12 protein-coding genes are annotated in these 16,277 nt (G+C 73.6%); 7 read left to right on the top strand and 5 right to left on the bottom strand.

Annotated features, from left to right (window positions below; translation table 11 throughout):
* Positions 1 to 6: 6 nt before the first annotated feature.
* Both WMF22_RS17610 and WMF22_RS17605 read right to left on the bottom strand, forming a co-directional pair.
* Positions 7 to 3,405: a protein kinase domain-containing protein gene (locus WMF22_RS17610; protein WP_438037265.1), complete on the bottom strand. Its 3,399-nt coding sequence runs from the start codon at positions 3,403 to 3,405 to the stop codon at positions 7 to 9.
* Positions 3,405 to 4,847 (bottom strand): sigma 54-interacting transcriptional regulator, encoded by a 1,443-nt coding sequence (locus WMF22_RS17605; RefSeq protein ID WP_438036450.1) that lies wholly within the window; start codon positions 4,845 to 4,847, stop codon positions 3,405 to 3,407. The genes WMF22_RS17610 and WMF22_RS17605 overlap by 1 nt, the downstream gene beginning before the upstream one ends.
* A 326-nt stretch (positions 4,848 to 5,173) precedes the next feature.
* Here WMF22_RS17605 and WMF22_RS17600 point away from each other — a divergent pair, with 326 nt between their 5' ends.
* A complete protein-coding gene (locus WMF22_RS17600; protein ID WP_438036449.1) occupies positions 5,174 to 7,081 on the top strand; it encodes a M6 family metalloprotease domain-containing protein in 1,908 nt (635 codons plus the stop codon).
* On the opposite strand, the gene WMF22_RS17595 is transcribed toward WMF22_RS17600, so the two are convergent.
* Positions 7,029 to 7,988, bottom strand: a complete 960-nt coding sequence (locus tag WMF22_RS17595) for a LysR substrate-binding domain-containing protein (protein ID WP_437300210.1) — start codon at positions 7,986 to 7,988, stop codon at positions 7,029 to 7,031. The two genes, WMF22_RS17600 and WMF22_RS17595, sit on opposite strands and share 53 nt — an antisense overlap.
* Before the next feature lie 124 nt (positions 7,989 to 8,112).
* Here WMF22_RS17595 and WMF22_RS17590 point away from each other — a divergent pair, with 124 nt between their 5' ends.
* From WMF22_RS17590 to WMF22_RS17580, 3 genes are all read left to right on the top strand, one after another.
* Positions 8,113 to 8,961, top strand: coding sequence for an oxidoreductase (locus WMF22_RS17590; RefSeq protein WP_438036448.1), 849 nt, complete (start codon positions 8,113 to 8,115; stop codon positions 8,959 to 8,961).
* Positions 8,962 to 9,188: 227 nt separating this feature from the next.
* Positions 9,189 to 9,776: a LysE family translocator gene (locus tag WMF22_RS17585; protein WP_438036447.1), complete on the top strand. Its 588-nt coding sequence runs from the start codon at positions 9,189 to 9,191 to the stop codon at positions 9,774 to 9,776.
* Between the two features lie 3 nt (positions 9,777 to 9,779).
* Positions 9,780 to 11,219 (top strand): PLP-dependent aminotransferase family protein, encoded by a 1,440-nt coding sequence (locus WMF22_RS17580; protein ID WP_438036446.1) that lies wholly within the window; start codon positions 9,780 to 9,782, stop codon positions 11,217 to 11,219.
* A 111-nt stretch (positions 11,220 to 11,330) separates the two neighbouring features.
* On the opposite strand, the gene WMF22_RS17575 is transcribed toward WMF22_RS17580, so the two are convergent.
* Complete coding sequence (locus WMF22_RS17575; RefSeq protein ID WP_438036445.1) at positions 11,331 to 11,912, bottom strand: DoxX family protein; 582 nt, start codon at positions 11,910 to 11,912, stop codon at positions 11,331 to 11,333.
* 139 nt (positions 11,913 to 12,051) lie between these two features.
* On the opposite strand from WMF22_RS17575, the gene WMF22_RS17570 reads away from it, so the two are divergent.
* Positions 12,052 to 13,017 carry a LysR family transcriptional regulator gene (locus WMF22_RS17570; RefSeq protein ID WP_437300205.1) on the top strand — a complete coding sequence of 322 codons (966 nt, stop codon included), beginning with the start codon at positions 12,052 to 12,054 and terminating at the stop codon, positions 13,015 to 13,017.
* 183 nt (positions 13,018 to 13,200) lie between these two features.
* A complete protein-coding gene (locus WMF22_RS17565) occupies positions 13,201 to 14,475 on the top strand; it encodes a kelch repeat-containing protein (RefSeq protein ID WP_438036444.1) in 1,275 nt (424 codons plus the stop codon).
* A 56-nt stretch (positions 14,476 to 14,531) separates the two neighbouring features.
* Here the strand turns inward: WMF22_RS17565 and WMF22_RS17560 are convergent, their stop codons facing one another.
* On the bottom strand, positions 14,532 to 15,224 hold the full coding sequence (locus tag WMF22_RS17560; RefSeq protein ID WP_438036443.1) for an O-methyltransferase: 693 nt from the start codon (positions 15,222 to 15,224) through the stop codon (positions 14,532 to 14,534).
* 130 nt (positions 15,225 to 15,354) lie between these two features.
* On the opposite strand from WMF22_RS17560, the gene WMF22_RS17555 reads away from it, so the two are divergent.
* On the top strand, positions 15,355 to 16,266 hold the full coding sequence (locus WMF22_RS17555; protein ID WP_437300202.1) for a LysR family transcriptional regulator: 912 nt from the start codon (positions 15,355 to 15,357) through the stop codon (positions 16,264 to 16,266).
* Positions 16,267 to 16,277 lie beyond the last annotated feature (11 nt).

Genomic DNA, 16,277 nt, shown 5'->3' with positions numbered 1-16,277 from the left:
GGGCGGTCAGGGCGCGGCGGGGTCGGGCGCCTGGCCCGCGAGCCGCCGCGCCTCCGCGAGGCGCGCGCCCTCGGTCCGGGCGCGCAGCGGGTTCGCCAGGAGGGCCGCCTCCAGGGCCTCGGCCCCGCGCCGGGCGGCCTCCCGCCGGGCCGCCGCGCCGGGCGCGGCCGCGGCGCGCAGCAGCCAGAGCCCGCCCTGGGCCACGAGCGCCCCGTCGAACCGCGGGTGGAGCCCGAGCGCCGCGTCCGCGTGCCGGAGCCCCTCCGCGATGTCGGCGGCGGCGTCCCCCCCGCGGTCCGCCCGGTGGGCGGCGCGGGCCTCGTAAATCTCGGCCAGCAGCGCGGGGAGCCGGGGATCGGCGCGCTGCCCGCCGAGCAGGGGGTCGAGCACGGCGAGCGCCGCGTCGAGCCGCGCCGCGTCCGGCCGGCCGCGCCGCGCGCTCCACCGGTAGGCGAGCAGCTCCACCTCGGCGCGCTGCAGCCGGTCCGACACGTCCCAGGGCGCCACCGCGATCTGGCGATCGAGCGCCTCGCGCGCGATCCGGATCGAGGGCGACGGGTCCTCCCCCCGCGCGACCCCGACGCGCGCCTCGAGCACCGCCAGCATCGCCCGCAGCGACTCCGGGAAGGCGGTCGCGTCCGGCGCCACCTCCAGCGCGCTCGCCCGGACACGCGCGAGCGCCGGGCCGGGATCCGCGCCCGCGTCGAGCGCGTGCAGCGCGAGCGCGTGCTCCAGCCAGACCCGCCAGTAGGGCGCCCAGCCCCAGGAAGGGTCCTTCTGATGCATCGCCTCGATCACCCGGAGCGTCCGCTGGACCGCCTCCTCGGGGGAGCGGCCGGCGCGGACGAGGTGCTCTGCCTCGTAGACGCCGGTGACGAGCCGCGAGGTGCGCGCGCCGTCGAGGCCCGGGTCGAGCGCGAGGACCTGGTCGCAGCGGGCCCCCGCGCGCTCGAAGGAGCGGCTCGGGTCGCGGCCGTGCAGGGAGTCGTGGCGGCCGAGCTCGGCGTGGACGGAGCAGAGCTCGGCGAGGGCCCAGGCGAAGTCGGGCTCGCGCTGGAGCGCGGCCTCGTAGCCCTGGATGGCGCGCTCCAGGTCCTCGCGCTGGTCGCGGCCGAGCATGTCGGCGTGGTACGCCCGCGCGCGGGCGACCGCGGCGGCGACGTACCGGGCGAAGGCGTCGCCCGGGCTCCTGTCGAGCGCCGCCTCGGCGCGCGCTGTCGCGGCGCGCAGGGCGGCCTCGGCGTCCTCGCCCGGCTGCATGCCGCTCGCGGCCCACCAGGCGAAGCAGTTGTGGACCCAGGCGAGCTTGACCAGCGCCTCGGGGCTCCTCGGGCTCGCCTCGAGCGCCCGCTCGCAGGCCGCCCGCGCGCGCTCGAAGCTCGGGCGCATCGAGTCGCCGCGCTTGCCGGCGGCGTTCATGGTCTGGGTCCAGAGCTCGCACGCGGCGGCGTGGACCGAGGGGTCGGACCGGCCGTGGTCGGCGGCGATCCGGTACGCCTCGGCGGCGCTGTCGAAGTGGCCCTTCATCCGGTCGAAGTCGAAGGCGGCGGCGTCGTGGCGGTGGCGGCTCCCGAGGGCGAAGAGCACGTCGCCCTCCAGCTTCCTCGCCTCGTGGAGCCACGGCGCCGCCGCGAACGCCTCCCGGGCCCGCTCCAGCGCCTCGTCGTGCCTGCCCTCGGCGAACGCGAGCAGCCCTTCCACGTAGGCGGGCGCCTCGATGGCGCCGTGCGCCGGCGCCTCGCCGGCGCCGCCCAGCGCCGCGCGGAGGTGCTCGATCGCCGGGGCCTTGTACTCGACCTCGATCGCCGCGATCCGGGCCTCGCGCTGCGCCGGGTCGCGGATGCGGCGGGTCTCCTCCAGGGCGCGGCGGTAGAGCTCGGAGAGCGCCACGCCGGCGGCGTGGTGGAGCCCCGGCGATCGGTACCCGGCCCGCTCGGCGGCGCGGAGGTGATCGAGCGCGGCGCGCGGCTCCTGGAGCGCGAGCAGGCCGCGGCCGAGCGCGTACTCGCCGGGGCCGCGGCCGACCTCGCCCGCTGTCGCCATCCGGGCCTCGACGACCCCGAGCCGGGCGCGGACGACGTCGCGCTCGCGCTCGACGTCGTGGAGCGGCATCGCGTGGGCGGCGCGCAGGAAGAGCTCCATCTCCTTCACGGTCTCGCCGAGCTCGCGGGCGAGGTTGGCCTGCTCCGCGGCGGCGCGCCGGCCGCGGACGAGGAGGCCGGCGACGACGAGCGCCGCGAGCAGCAGCGCGGCCACGCTCGCGACCGCCGCCCGGTGCCGCCGCGCATGCCGGGCGAGGCGGCGGCCGAGGGAGGCGCGGCGCGCGAGCACGGGATCGCCGTCCAGGAAGCGCTGAAGATCCTCGCCGAGCGCGCGCGCCGACTCGTAACGGGCGCCGGGCTGCTTCTCGAGGCAGCGCATCACCACCGCCTCGAGATCCTGGGGGATGTCGCGGTCCAGGGTCCGGAGCGGCGGCGCGTCCTCCTCCAGCACCTGGCGGAGCACGTCCATCACGGTGCCCCCGGTGAACGGCGGGCGGCCGGCGAGCAGCGCGTAGAGCGTCGCCCCGAGGCCGTAGACGTCGGTCCGCCGATCGAGGGCGTGCACCCGCCCCGCGGCCTGCTCGGGCGCCATGTACGCGGGGGTTCCGAGCAGGGCGCCGGTCAGGGTGGGCCCGCTCTCCCCCGCCTCGCGCGCGATGCCGAAGTCCATGAGGTAAGGGCGGTAGGCGCCGTCGGTGCCCCGCTCCAGCATGACGTTGCTCGGCTTGACGTCGCGGTGCACGAGGCCGAGCCGGTGCGCCTCGTGCAGCGCGGCGGCGATGGCGCGGGCCACGCGCACCTTCTCCTCGAGGGTCAGGTCGCCGCGGGCGTCCTGGAGGGAGGGGCCGTCGATGCAGCGCATGACGAGGAAGGGCACGTGATCGGCGACGCCCGCCTCGTGGACCTCGCAGACGTTCTCGTGGCGGAGGCGCGCCTGGGAGCGCGCCTCGCGCAGGAAGCTCCCGTCGATCTGCGCGCCCGCCGAGAGGAGCTTGATGGCCACGCGCCGGCCGAGCCGGAGATCCCGGGCCCGGTAGACGGCGCCCATGCCGCCGCGGCCGAGGAGGTGGAAGTCCTCGAAGCGGGCGTGGAGCGAGGGCGGTATCGGCGAATGTGGGATCGACGAGGGCGCGTCGGGCGTGGACCCGCGCGCGTCGGCGGCGCGCCGGCTCTCGTCGTCGAGGCCGAGATCGGACGTGGCCTCGGGCGCGGCGGGCGTGGCCCCGGGCGCGGCGGGCGAAGCCCCGGGCGCGGCGGGCGTGGCCCCGGGCGCGGCCGGGCCGGTGACGGTCGCGTCGTCGCGCCCGCGCCGCGGCCACGGCGGGGCGTCGACGCGGGGATCGTCGCCGTCCACGGGCAGCATCATCGGGCGCGGAGGCCGTGGCGCTGGAGCAGCCGGTGGACGAGCTGGCGGGAGACGCCCATCGCGTCGGCCGCCTGCGAGATGTTGCCCCCGTGCTGGCGGAGCTTCTCGGTGACGTAGGCGCGCTCCAGCTCCTCCAGCACGACCTCCCGCGCCTCGGGCAGCGGCAGCTCCAGGAGCCTGTGGAGGCGCGCATCCCCGGGCCCTGCCGGCGACGCGCCGGAGGGCGCAGCGCCCGACGAAGCCGCTCCGGAGGGCGCCGCGCCCGAGGGATCGGGCCGCGCTGCTTCCGCGCTCAGGCTCCCCTGCGGCGCCGGCGGCGCGGCGCCGAGGATCTCGTGGAGCAGCTCGGGGAAGAGGACGAGCCGCGCGACGGTGTTCCGGAGCTCGCGCACGTTCCCCGGCCAGTCGTACGCCTCCAGCAGCGGGAGCGCGCCCGGCGGCAGGTCCGCGAGCGCGCGCGGCGGGTCGCGCGCGGCCAGGAACCGCTCGACCAGGAGCGGGATGTCGTCCTTGCGCTCGCGGAGCGCGGGGACATGGACCTCCACCACCGAGAGCCGGAAGTAGAGATCGGCCCGGAACGAGCCGTCCTGGGCCTTCGCGCGCAGGTTCCGGTGCGTGGCCGCCACGATCCGCGCGTCGAAGGGGAGCCACTCGTTCGATCCGAGCCGCCGGATCTGCCGCCCCTCGATGGCGCGGAGGAGCTTCGGCTGGAGCTCGAGCGGGAGCTCGCCGATCTCGTCGATGAAGAGCGTGCCGCGGCTCGCCTGCTCGAGCAGGCCCGGCCGCGCCGCCGCGGCGCCCGTGAACGCGCCCCGGGCGTGGCCGAAGAGCTCGCTCTCGACGAGGTTCGGGGCGATGGCGCCGCAGTCCACGACCACGAAGGGGCCGTCCTTGCGGCGGCTCTGCGCGTGGATCGCCCGCGCCAGCACCTCCTTGCCGGTGCCGGACTCGCCCAGCAGGAGCAGCGTCTCGTCGGTCGGCGCAGCGCGCTCCAGCCGGGCGAACAGCGCGCGCATGGGGAGGCTCCGCCCCGCCGCCTCGCCGAACGCGTCCGCGGCGGAGAGCGGCAGGACGGCCGCGGGCCCCGCGGGGCCGACGACGATCTCGGAGCCGCCGACCGTGGCGGGGACGCCCGGCGGGAGGAAGGCCTCGCGGATCCGGACGTCGCGGATCAGCGTGCCGTTCTTGCTGCCCAGGTCGCGCAGGAGCACGCCCTGCTCGGTCAACCGGATCTCGCAATGCCTGCGCGAGGCGCGCGGATCGGCGAGGACCAGATCGCAGTCGGCGCCCGCGCCCACGAGGAGGGGGCGCAGATCGAGCGGCGCGGTGAGCGCGCGCCGGTCCGGGAGGGTGACGGTCACCGAGACGGCCGGGAGCCGGAGAGATCGCCCCTCATCGAAGCTCGTGAGCGTGCAGGCCGCCCCGGGATCGTCGCCCATGATCGCCATGGTGCCCCTGGAGGGGGCCGCGTCAACCCGGAACCGGCGCGCCCGCGGGCCGCGCCTGCACCGCACGCGCACGCGCACGTGCACGCGCACCGGTCGGTGGAGCGCCTGCAGGACCGCTGTCACGCCGCCGCGACAGCGCCCGTCGCGCGCGCGTGACAGCTGTCCCGGCCGCGTGTCGGCGCGCGGCGAAGCGCTCGCCGGAGACGCGCGGATCCGCCTGGAAACGCGGCGATTCGCGCTGCTGACCGATCCCGGCACACGCGTTGCGATGCGCCCCCCTCGAACGCGGCGAAACGCGGATTGAGGAGGATGCGGACATGACGTCTCGAAACAGCGGCGCGGGCAACGTGGATCACCAGGGGATCGCCGGCGCGCGCCGATCGGCGCGGCTCGGGCTCGTCGCGCTCGCCGCGCTGGCGAGCGCCGTCTCGGCGAGCCGCCCCGCGGCCGCGGTGAGCGCCGAGCCCGGGCTGCGCGAGATCCAGCTCGACGCGACCGGCGCGACCTTCCGCGCCGAGGTGATCGGCGACGAGCACTTCGATTACCTCCGGATGGCGGACGGCACCGCCGTCGTGCTCAACGACCTCTCGGGCGACTACGAGGTCGCCGAGCTCGGCTCGGACGCGCGCGGCGCCCCGAGGCTCGTCCCCTCCGGCGTGCTGGTCCGCGATCTCCGCGGGCAGGGCGGCCTCGTGGATCCGGCGTGGCTCCAGCGCATCGACGACGAGGCGCTCGATACCCTCTGGGAGGCGGAGATCGCACATTCCCGGGGCGCGCTCTCGTTCGCGGCGAATCCGACCGTGAGCTCCGGGATCCGGCGCCCCCTGCTGACCATCCTGGTGGAGTTCACCCAGGGCGGCGGGCTCGCCGCGCCAGGCGCGTTCACCGGCAACTTCGCCACCGACCTCGCGTACTGGAACCAGACGATGTACGGGAGCCTCCCGGGCTCGGTGAACCATTATTACGCCGACATGTCGCGCGGGAAGTTCGCCTTCACCCGCGCGAAGGAGACCCAGGGCACCGCCAGCGACGGCATCGTCCGGATCAAGCTCCCGTTCGCGCACCCCAACAGCAAGAAGGATTTCTCCCTCCTCCAGCTCTACCTGAAGGAGGCGCTGGTGAGGGCGGATCCCTTCGTCAACTTCGCCTCCTACGACACCAACGCGGACGGCAAGGTCCGCGGCGACGAGCTCAACACGGTCTTCATCGTGGCCGGCTACGAGACCTCGAACACGAGCAAGACGCCCTCCATCTGGGCCCATGCGAAGGGCTTCGAGGACCCGATCACCCTCGACGGCAAGGTCCTCACCGGCTACGCCGCGCTCGGCGAAAGGCAGGTCCACGCCGTCCGCGGCGCGCCCACCACGATGCCGGCCACGGTGGGTGTCATCGTCCACGAGCTCGGGCACTCGGCGATAGGCCTCCCGGATCTCTACAAGGGCCCTACCCCGCTCGGTTCATGGTGCGTGATGGCGAGCGGGAGCTGGGGGAGCACGAGCGGCTCGCCCGGGGGCTCGACGCCCGTGGCGATGGGCGCCTGGAGCCGGATCAAGGCCGGATTCCTGGCGCCGACGGTGATCGAGCCCGGGTCCCCGCCGCAGGACATCGCCATCGTCCGGACGGCCGGCGCGGAGTTCCTCGGGCAGGGCGTCGCGCCGACGATCTACAAGATCGAGACCTCGGATCCGGACCAGTACTTCCTGATCGACAACCGCCATAACGAGGGATACGACCGCGGCCTGCAGCGCTGGCTCGACTTCGATGACGTCTCCGGCGGCGTGGCGATCTACCGCGTCGACGAGGCCAGGAAGGCCGGCGAGGGGAAGATCGCGTTCATGGCGAGCAACCCGAAGTCACCGAGCTCCATCACCAACCTCTACAACGAGCAGGGGGGCCGGACCTTCACGCCGTTCACCGACCCGAGCAGCGACGACGCGGACGGGCAGTTCACCGGGCTCTCGGTCACGGACTTCAACGTCTCCGGGCCGATCATGCTCGCGCACGTGAGCTATGTCCCCTTCGCCTGCAACGCGATCACCGCGTCCGTGGCGGAGCACGAGATCCACGGCCGCGCCCACAAGCAGATCGTCGACCTCGGGGACGACCAGATCTTCCTTGGATACCGCACGACGGGCGCGCAGCAGGCGCTCGGGTTCGACGAGGACGAGATCGTCACGCTCCACGTCGAGGCGCCCGGGATGTGGAGCGTCGGGGAGTGCGACTGAGCGGCCTGGCCTCCTGCCCGCGGAAGCGCGTGACCGTCTCGATCAGCGCGCGGAGCTTCGGCTGCTCCTGCGTGCGCGCGGGGAAATAGAGGCAGAAGCCAGGCCCCTTCGTGATGAACGCCTCGAGCACGCGCTCCAGCCGTCCCTCCGAGAGGTCGCGCTCGATGGCCTGGTCCGGCACGTAGGCGAGGCCCGCCCCCGCGCACGCGAGCGCGACCATGAGCCCGATATCGTCGGTGACGACGCCGCCGGGGACGTCGACCGTGATCGTCTTGCCCCGGCGTTCCAGCTCCCAGCGATAGACGACGCCGCTCGCGAGGAGGCGCTGGCGGATCGCGCGGTGGCGGACGAGGTCCTCCGGCGCGCGCGGCCGCCCCGCCTGCGCGAGGTAGGCCGGCGAGCCGACGATCGACCACGACGAGTGGCTCGAGATAGGGACCCGCACCATGTCCTTCTCCACCGCGTCGCCGAGCCGGATGCCCGCGTCGAAGCCGGACGCCACGAGGTCGACGAAGGCGTCGTCGAGCGAGACCTCGATCGACAGCTCCGGGTACACCTCCCGCATCTGCGCCACGAGCGGGGCGACGAGCCACGCGCCGCTCACGCGCGGCGCGGTGATGCGGAGGTTCCCGGAGGGGCGCCCGCGGTAGTCGCCGAGCGCGGCGAGCGCGTCCTCGACGTCGGCGATCGCGGGCCGCAGGCGCTGAAAGAGGCTCTCGCCCGGCTCCGTGAGCGCGACGCGCCTCGTGGTCCGCTGAAACAGCACGACGCCCCACCGCCGCTCGAGGAGCTTGATCTTCTGGCTCACGGCGGTCGGGGTGACGCCGAGCGCGGCGGCCGCGGCGGTGAAGCTCTTGTGGCGGCCCACGGCGAGGAACGTCGTGAGCCCGTCGAGCGCGTCGGTCATGCTGGATTATGAACTAAATGTTCATAAAGCATCAACGTTTTGGCTCCTTTTCTTCATGCTCGGGATGTTGCATCTTCCGTCGTGTGAGGGGCGCGGCGCCCCGGGCAACGAAGAGGAGATCCCCATGGAAACGAGCAAGCACGAGCGGGTGTGGTTCATCACGGGCGCGTCGCGCGGCATCGGCGCGGAGATCGCGAAGGCGGCGCTGGCCGCCGGCGATCGGGTGGTCGCCACCGCGCGTGATCCGAAGAGCATCACGGACCGCTTCGGGCGGCTCGAGGCGCTCCTCCCCGTCGCGCTCGACGTGACGGACGAGGCGTCGGTCGCCGCCTCGGTCGAGGCGGCCGTCGCTCGGTTCGGCCGGATCGACGTCCTCGTGAACAACGCCGGTTACGGCGTCATGGGCGCGATCGAGGAGACCTCGGGCGACGAGGTCCGGCGCATCTTCGAGACGAACGTGTTCGGCCTGCTCGCGGTGACGCGCGCCGCGCTCCCGCAGCTCCGGAAGCAGCGCGCCGGCCAGATCCTGAACATCTCGTCGCTCGGCGGTTACCGGGCGGGCGCCGGGTTCGGCGTTTACTGCTCGACGAAGTTCGCCGTCGAGGGGATCTCGGAGGCGCTCCACGCCGAGCTCGCGCCGCTCGGCATCGCGGTGACGGTCATCGAGCCGGGCTACTTCCGGACGGAGTTCCTGGAGGCGAAGTCCGTCGTCGAGACGGGCAAGGTCATCGCCGATTATGACGAGACCGCGGGCAAGGTCCGGAGCCGCGCGAAGGCGGTCAGCCTCCAGCAGCCTGGCGACCCGGAGCGGCTCGCGCGCGTGGTCGTCGAGCTCGCCCGCGCGAAGAATCCCCCGCTCCGCCTCCCGCTCGGCAGCGACGCCGTGGCTGCAATCGAGGCGAAGAACGCGTTCGTGGCGCAGGAGCTCGCCGCGTGGCGCGCCGTCGCGGAGTCGACGGACTTTCCGAAGTGAAGCGAGGTTGATGCCCCCGGAGGCGCGATCGCGCAGGGAGCGACGGGGGCACGCGCCCGCCGCCTCCGGGTCGGTCGTTCGCCATGGGCGCCACCCCGGGCGCCGGGCGCTTCGCTGTACCGGTCGCGCGACTGACACAGTGCCTTCGCGCGGCGCGGCCCCTGTGCCTTCACCGGCGAACACCGCCTCCTTACGCTCCGAGCCATCCCCGACCGGAGCGATCTGCGATGACCGAGCTGCTGCCCCTGCTGACCTATTGCTTCGTGATGTCGAGCACCCCTGGGCCGAACAACGTGATGGTCACCGCCTCGGGCGCCAACTTCGGCTACCGCGGATCGCTGCCGCATCTCCTGGGCATCGGCGTGGGCGGCGCGGTCCAGACCTTCGTCGCCTGCCTGGGCCTGGGCGCGCTCTTCGCCGCCTACCCGGCGCTGCACGCCGTGCTGCGCGTGACCGGCGCGCTGTACCTGCTGGTGCTGGCGTGGAAGCTGACCGGCGGCGCCGCGGTCAAGGGCGCCGAGGTGCCGCGGCCGCTGTCGTTCGCGCAGGGGGCGCTGTTCCAGGCCGTCAACCCGAAGAGCTGGGTCAAGGCGATCACGGTGGCCTCGGTGTTCATGCCGGCGGGCATGGGCGTGGCGAGCGGCGCCCTGCTCGTGTCCGTCGTCGGCCTCGCCATCACCTTTCCGTGCACCTCGGCGTGGGCGCTGTTCGGCGTGGCGATCCGGCGATTTCTGACCGATCCGCGACGGCACCGGCTGTTCAATGGCATCATGGCCGGCGCGCTGGCGGTGCTGGCCCTCCTGCTCCTGCGTTGATCCATGTTCTCGCTCGACCGCGACTCCGCCGTTCCCCTGGCCGACCAGATCGAGGCGCGGCTGCGCGCGCTGATCGAGGGCGCGCGGCTGCCGCCCGGGGCGCGGCTGACGTCGATCCGCCAGCTCTCGGGCCAGCTGGGGGTGAGCCCCAACACCGTGGTTGTGGCCTACGATCGGCTGGCGGCGGCCGGGCTGGTCGAGTCGCGCGGCACGGCCGGGTTCTTCGTGTGCGAGGCGGCCTCGGCCATACCGAGCGAGGCGTGGCTCGAGGCCGGCGAGGAGCAGGAGCCTGTGTGGCTGGCGCAGCAGTCGAACGACCAGCGCGCCGGCGTGCTGCTGGCGAGCAGCGGCGCGCTGCCGGCGAGCTGGCTGAGCGACGCCATCCCGGCGACCGTGCTCCAGCGGGCGCTCGCCAGGAGCGACGCCGGCATGGCGGCGCGCTGCCCGCCGCAGGGGCTGCCCGAGCTGCGCGAGCGCATCGCGACGCTGCTGCGCGCGCAGGGCATCGCGGCCGACGCGGGCCGCGTGCTCACGACCTGGGGCGGCACGCATGCGATCGACCTGATCTGCCGGAGCACCCTCCAGCCGGGCGACGCCGTGCTGGTGGAAAACCCGGGCTATTTCCTGCTGTTCGGCCGCCTGCGGCAGGCGGGCTACCGCCTCGTCCCGGTGGCGCGAAGGCCGGACGGCGTGGATCTGGGGGCGCTGGAGGCTGCGTGCCGCGAGCACCGGCCCAAGCTGATGTTCCTGCAGAGCGTGCTGCACAACCCGACCGGCTGGGGATCGAGCGCGGCCAACCTGCACCGCGTGCTGCTGATCGCGCACCAGCACGGCGTCCTCATCGCCGAGGACGACGTGCACGGTCACTTCCACCCCGGGCACCCGACGCGGCTGGCGCAGCTCTCGGGGCTGGACGGGGTCATCTATTATTCGAGCTTCTGCAAGGCGCTGAGCCCGGCGCTGCGCCTCGGCTACATCGCGGCCGAGCCAGGGCGGCTGAAGCCGCTCCTGCGCGAGAAGATCTACTCGGTGCTGACGAGCGGCGCGCTGAACGAGCTCGTGCTCCTGGAGGTGCTGTCGGCCGGCCGGTGGCGCAAGCACATCGATCGGCTGCAGCAGAAGCTCGGCGCGGCGCGGAACGCAGCGGCGCGCCGGCTGCGCGACGCCGGCGTCCAGCTCGACCATCCGGGCGAGGGCGGGCTGTTCCTCTGGGGCGCGGCGCCGCGCGGCGTGGACGTCGACGAGCTGGTGAAGGACGCGTACCTCAACAAGATCCTGCTGGCGCGCGGGGCGACGTTCATGGCCGATGGGGCGGGCGATCCGCATATCCGGTTCAATGTGGTGTTCAGCCAGCACGCGCGGGTGGCGGAGTACCTGGCGCAGCGGTTCGCGGCGGTGGCGAGCGCGCGGGGGGCGATGGAGAGGGCGGGCGCGGTGGCGTAGCGGGTCGGGAGGCGACGCCGTCGACGTCACGCCTGAGGGGTGTCACGCGCCGTCGGCGGTGTTGGCGCTGGCTTGTTCGCCACCGGGTCCTCGCCCGACGGACCCCGCAGCTCAGCGCACGAGCGCCGCCTCGCCTGCGTGCCTGAGCTCGCCGTCAGCAGCAAGCCGGCGCCCGAACCGCCGCGCGAGCAGCGCATCCAGCGAGAACCGTCCCGGTCCCGCGCCGAGGAGGAGGACCGCGAAGGCGATGAACAGCGACGCGAGCTCGGAGGACCCTGATCCCATGGCGCTCCGGCCGCCCGCGCGCACGAGCCACGTGGGCAGACCGCCGAAGGGGAGGCCGGGCCCCGCGTCGACCCCCTGCACGGTCAGACGGATGAACGGCTCGCCGGCGGGGACGTGAGCTATCGCGATCCCCACGATCATGGTCACCCCGATCCCGGCGGACGCGAGCGGCGTGGCCAGGCCCAGGATCCAGGCGATGCCGCCGCCGAGCTCGGCGAAGGCAGCGAGCGCCTGGAGCCATCCCGGCACGGGGCCCGGACCCATCCAGCTCGTCGCGGCCATCATTTTCGGCGCCCCGTGCAGGGCCATGGCGGTGCCGGCCACCAGGCGAGCGAAGAGCAGGCCCGTCGACGTGGAGCGATCGAGCGCGCGAGGGAGAAGAACTCTCAGCATCCGGTCCATGGTCATGATTCCTCCGCCGCCGGCGCTTGCCGGGATCGGCACGTCACCGCGGCTCAGGCGACATGGATGCACCCGATCCGGGCGCGTGATAACGCACCCGGGACTTGAAGGACCTTTGCGCGATCCTGAAAGATGGTGGAGCTGGATGGACCGCTTGACCAGCATGGCCGTGTTCACGAAGGTGGTCGCGACCGGGAGCTTTTCGAAGGCCGGGCGCGAGCTCGGGCTGTCCCCCGCCGGGGTGAGCAACCACATCCGCGCGCTCGAGGACTGGCTGGGCGCGCGCCTCATCCACCGGACGACGCGGCGGCTCAGCCTGACGGAGGCGGGCGAGGCCCTTCACGAGCGCTGCGCGCGCATCCTCGCGGAGGTGGAGGAAGCCCAGGCCGCCGCCGGCGCGCTCCACGAGGCGCCGCGGGGCCGGCTCAGGATCTCGGTGCCCATCACCTTCGGGGTGCGCCACCTCGCGCCGGTGATCACCGATTACCTCCTCGCGTATCCGGAGGTGGCCGTCGACGTCTCGCTGAACGACCGCAAGGTCGATCTGCTCGAGGAGGGCTTCGATCTCGCCATCCGCATTGGCGCGCTCCCGGACTCGAGCCTGGCCGCGCGCCGCATCGCGCCGAGCCGCTCCGTGCTCTGCGCCTCACCGGCCTACGTCGAGCGCCGTGGCGCGCCGGCGGAGCCGGCCGACCTCGAGCGCCACGAGTGCCTCGAATACATGTACCGTGCGACGCCGGGCCAGTGGCGGTTCCGCGGGCCCGGCGGCGAGGAGGTGTCCGTGCGCGTCCGGGGCCGGCTCACGGCGACCAACGGCGAGATGCTGCGCGTCGCCATGCTGAGCGGGCTGGGCATCGGCGTCGCGCCGACGTTCATCGCGGGCGAGGACCTCGCCGCAGGCCGCCTGGTCCCGCTGATGCCCCGCTACGCGCTCGAGGAGGTCGGCATCCACGCCGTCTACCCGCAGGGGCGGCACCTCTCGGCGAAGGTCCGGACCTTCATCGACTTCGTCGTGAGCCGCTTCGGGCAGGAGCCCGCGTGGGACGCCTGGGCCCAGCGCGGCGCGGCCGCCCCGGCGCAGCCGGAGCGCAGGAGGGAGCGGCGGCGATGACGTCGCCGGTCACCGAGCTCTCGCGAGGAGGGACGCAACCGCGCCGCGGCCAAAACGAGCGGGGTGACCAGGACTCCGCTCAGCTCGGCGTCGCGGAGATCGGGTATGATCCTCTGTTGCGCTCGTGGCGGGTCCCCGCAGGGGACGGCCGCCCCCTCCCCTAACTCCCGACGAGGTCCTACCATGTCCACCATCGGTCGTTGCCATCGCGGTCTGCGCGCGCTCCTGTCCTTCGCTGCGCTGACGGCCGCCGGCTGCGCTTCTGCGCCGGAGCCCGCGCCGCCCGCGGACGATCCGCTCGAAGAGGCGGCGCTCGAGGCGCACGCGGTGCCGTCGTCGGCCGACCATCACGCGAAGAAGAAGAAGAAGAAGAAGAAGTGCCGCCGCCACGTCGGCGTCCACGCGGAGTGGTCGTCTGCGGCGCCTCTGCCAGAGGCGCGAGAGCGGCACATCGCCCTGCGCATGCCGGACGGCCAGGTGATGGTCGCCGGCGGCAGCGGCGATTACCCCTACCCCACGACGGTCGATTTCTACAATCCTGACACCGACACGTGGACGACCGGTGACGCGCTGCCCTACCCCATGTCCCCGGTGGGCGCGGCGCTCCTTCAGGACGGCAGGGTGCTCTTCAGCCCAGGCGGGCTTGTCTACGATCCGATCACGGGCGCGACGGCGAGCGTCCCGCTCACGCCCGGCGAGGCGGCCCGTGGGTGGGAGTTCGCGTATACCGCGCTCACCCTCCTGCCGGACGGGCGGGTATTACGCACGGGCGGCAGCGACGACGACAGCACGCTCAAGGAGGCCGTGTTCTACGATCCTGCCACGAACACGTGGTCCAGCGCAGGATCGATGTCGGTGACCCGCTACCTGCATACGGCGACGCTGCTCCAGGACGGGCGCGTGCTCGTCGTCGGCGGCTACACGTTGAACGGCAACGAGATGCCCCAGGGCCGCACCAGCGTGGAGATCTACGATCCGGCCACGGGCGCCTGGACGCCGGCGGCGCCGACGAACCTGCCCCGCATGCAGCACACGGCCACGCTCCTGCCGAGCGGGCGCGTGCTGGTGCTCGGCGGCGGCGGCAGGATCTACGGCGGCACCGAGGAGGAGATCGAGATCCTCGTCGATGCAGGCGAGACCGCCGAGATCTACGATCCCGCGAGCGACACGTGGACGTCGACCGCGCCGCCGAACTTCCTCCACACGTGGGCGTCCGCCGTCACGCCCATGTCCCACGGCCGCGTGATGGCCGTCGGCAGCGACGGCGCCGAGATCTACAAGGAGGCGAACGGCACCTGGACCCCGATCGACGAGCCGATCCAGAGGGGCTTCCCCACCGCGACGACCCTGCAAGACGGCTCGGTCCTCATCACGGGCGGGTATGATGCGACGTACTTCAGCAATCCGCCGACCCTCGCCAGCGTGGAGCGCTACGGGGGCTGCAGGAAGAAGCATTGATGCGCACGCACCGCCGCGCGCGGCTGGCCCTCGCGCGAGGAACGAGGCGGCCTATCTCACGCCTCGCGCTCACGCCCGTCGCGGCCGTGCCAGCAGGAGACCTCCAGCCTGTCCCCTAGCGGGATCTCCACCGACCCGTAGCCGCTCTCCGCACCGCGCACGTACTCCAGGTACGGCCGCAGGTCATCCGGCGCGATGTCGAGATCGTCCGCGACGATGAGCGCGCCCCTCCGCAACCGGGGCTCGAGCATCCGGAGCACGGGCAAATAAAGGTTCTTCCATCCGTCCAGCAGAACCAGATCGATCGGCCCCTCCACGTCCCGCAGCGTCACCAGCGCGTCTCCCTCGCGGATCTCGACGAGATCGCCGAGCCCGCTCTCATCGAGGTTCTGCCGCGCCCGCCGCACCTTCTCCGGATGCAGCTCGCTGCCGATCACCCGCCCGCCGCCGCCATCGCGGAGGGCCGCGGCCAGGAACACCGTCGAGATCCCGAACGACGTGCCGAACTCCACCACGTTGCGCGCCCGCGCCGCGAAGGCGAGCAGGTGGAGCAGCCGCCCGACCTCGCGGGAGACCGGCAGGTACGCGTCGGCGAGCATGTGGGCGAGCGTCGCGGGGTCGGGGCTCGGCCCGCGGCGCTCCCAGTCGCCGCGCACGCGGGCGATGATGCGCGGATCGCCGCTGTCGGCGTCCTGGAAGAGGCGGTCGAGGGTCCTTTGAACGCGCGGCGAATCGAGCGTCGTGCTCATGATGGCATGTCTCCTCCGGGCAGGCGCGGCGACGGCTCCCCTGCCCTCGCGGCTGCCCTTGTCGACACCGAACTTGCGCTCGAGGAGACATGACTTCCAGTGCATGTGCGGTACGTTATTGCTGCGTCCCATGCACTCCATGGATCTGAACCTGCTCGTCGCGCTCGACGCGCTCCTCGAGGAGGAGAGCGTCCTCCTCGCCGCGAAGCGGATGCACCTCAGCCCCTCGGCGATGAGCCGCACGCTCGCGCGCGTCCGCGAGGCCGTGGGCGACCCGATCCTCGTGCGCGCCGGCCGGCGGCTCGTGCCCACGCCGCGCGCCGCCGAGCTGCGCCCGCGCGTGCGCGCCGTGGTCGCCTCGGCCAGCGCGGTCCTCCGCGAGCGGGGCGCGCTCGACGTCGCCGCGCTCACCCGCAGCTTCGCCGTCCGGACCAGCGACGGCATGCTCGGGCTCGTCGGCGCCCCGCTCCTCGACGCGCTGAGGGCCGAGGCCCCGGGCGTCACCGTCCGCTTCCTGCCCGAGGGCGACGAGGACGTCGCCGCGCTCCGGGAGGGCCGGATCGATCTCGACCTCGGCATCATCGGCGACATGGGCCCGGAGATCCGCGTGCAGGCGCTCGTCAAGGACCGCTTCGTCGGCGTGGTGCGCCGCGGCAGCCCGCTCGCGTCCGGCAAGGTGACGCTGGAGCGGTACGTCGAGCACGCCCACCTCGGCGTCTCCAGGCTGGGCAAGACGTGGGGGCCCATCGACGAGGCCCTCAAGAAGAAAGGGCTCGCCAGGACCACAGCGGCCGTGGCGTCAGGCCATTACGCGGCGCTGTGCCTCCTCGCCAGCTCCGACCTCGTCGGCGCGTTCCCGTCGAAGTGGCTCGCGCACGCCGCCCCGCGCTTCGATCTCGTCACGTTCCCGCTGCCCGTGACGACGCCGGCCATCACCATCTCCCAGGCGTGGCACCCCCGCTTCGACGCCGACCCGGCGCACCGGTGGCTGCGCGACCGGCTCCGCCGCGTCTGCCGGTCGCTCGCGGAGCCCAGGGCGTAGCCGCGCCCGGT

Source organism: Sorangium sp. So ce204 (assembly GCF_051526795.1).
GTDB classification, from domain to species: Bacteria; Myxococcota_A; Polyangia; order Polyangiales; family Polyangiaceae; genus Sorangium; species Sorangium cellulosum_B.
This window is presented reverse-complemented; position numbering and strand designations above follow the sequence as displayed.

Coding starts and splice junctions, on each gene's coding strand:
- WMF22_RS17610 (WP_438037265.1), bottom strand. CDS start 3,405: ATGCTGCCCGTGGACGGCGACGATCCCCGCGTCGACGCCCCGCCGTGG.
- WMF22_RS17605 (WP_438036450.1), bottom strand. CDS start 4,847: ATGGGCGACGATCCCGGGGCGGCCTGCACGCTCACGAGCTTCGATGAG.
- WMF22_RS17600 (WP_438036449.1), top strand. CDS start 5,174: ATGACGTCTCGAAACAGCGGCGCGGGCAACGTGGATCACCAGGGGATC.
- WMF22_RS17595 (WP_437300210.1), bottom strand. CDS start 7,988: ATGACCGACGCGCTCGACGGGCTCACGACGTTCCTCGCCGTGGGCCGC.
- WMF22_RS17590 (WP_438036448.1), top strand. CDS start 8,113: ATGGAAACGAGCAAGCACGAGCGGGTGTGGTTCATCACGGGCGCGTCG.
- WMF22_RS17585 (WP_438036447.1), top strand. CDS start 9,189: ATGACCGAGCTGCTGCCCCTGCTGACCTATTGCTTCGTGATGTCGAGC.
- WMF22_RS17580 (WP_438036446.1), top strand. CDS start 9,780: ATGTTCTCGCTCGACCGCGACTCCGCCGTTCCCCTGGCCGACCAGATC.
- WMF22_RS17575 (WP_438036445.1), bottom strand. CDS start 11,912: ATGACCATGGACCGGATGCTGAGAGTTCTTCTCCCTCGCGCGCTCGAT.
- WMF22_RS17570 (WP_437300205.1), top strand. CDS start 12,052: ATGGACCGCTTGACCAGCATGGCCGTGTTCACGAAGGTGGTCGCGACC.
- WMF22_RS17565 (WP_438036444.1), top strand. CDS start 13,201: ATGTCCACCATCGGTCGTTGCCATCGCGGTCTGCGCGCGCTCCTGTCC.
- WMF22_RS17560 (WP_438036443.1), bottom strand. CDS start 15,224: ATGAGCACGACGCTCGATTCGCCGCGCGTTCAAAGGACCCTCGACCGC.
- WMF22_RS17555 (WP_437300202.1), top strand. CDS start 15,355: ATGCACTCCATGGATCTGAACCTGCTCGTCGCGCTCGACGCGCTCCTC.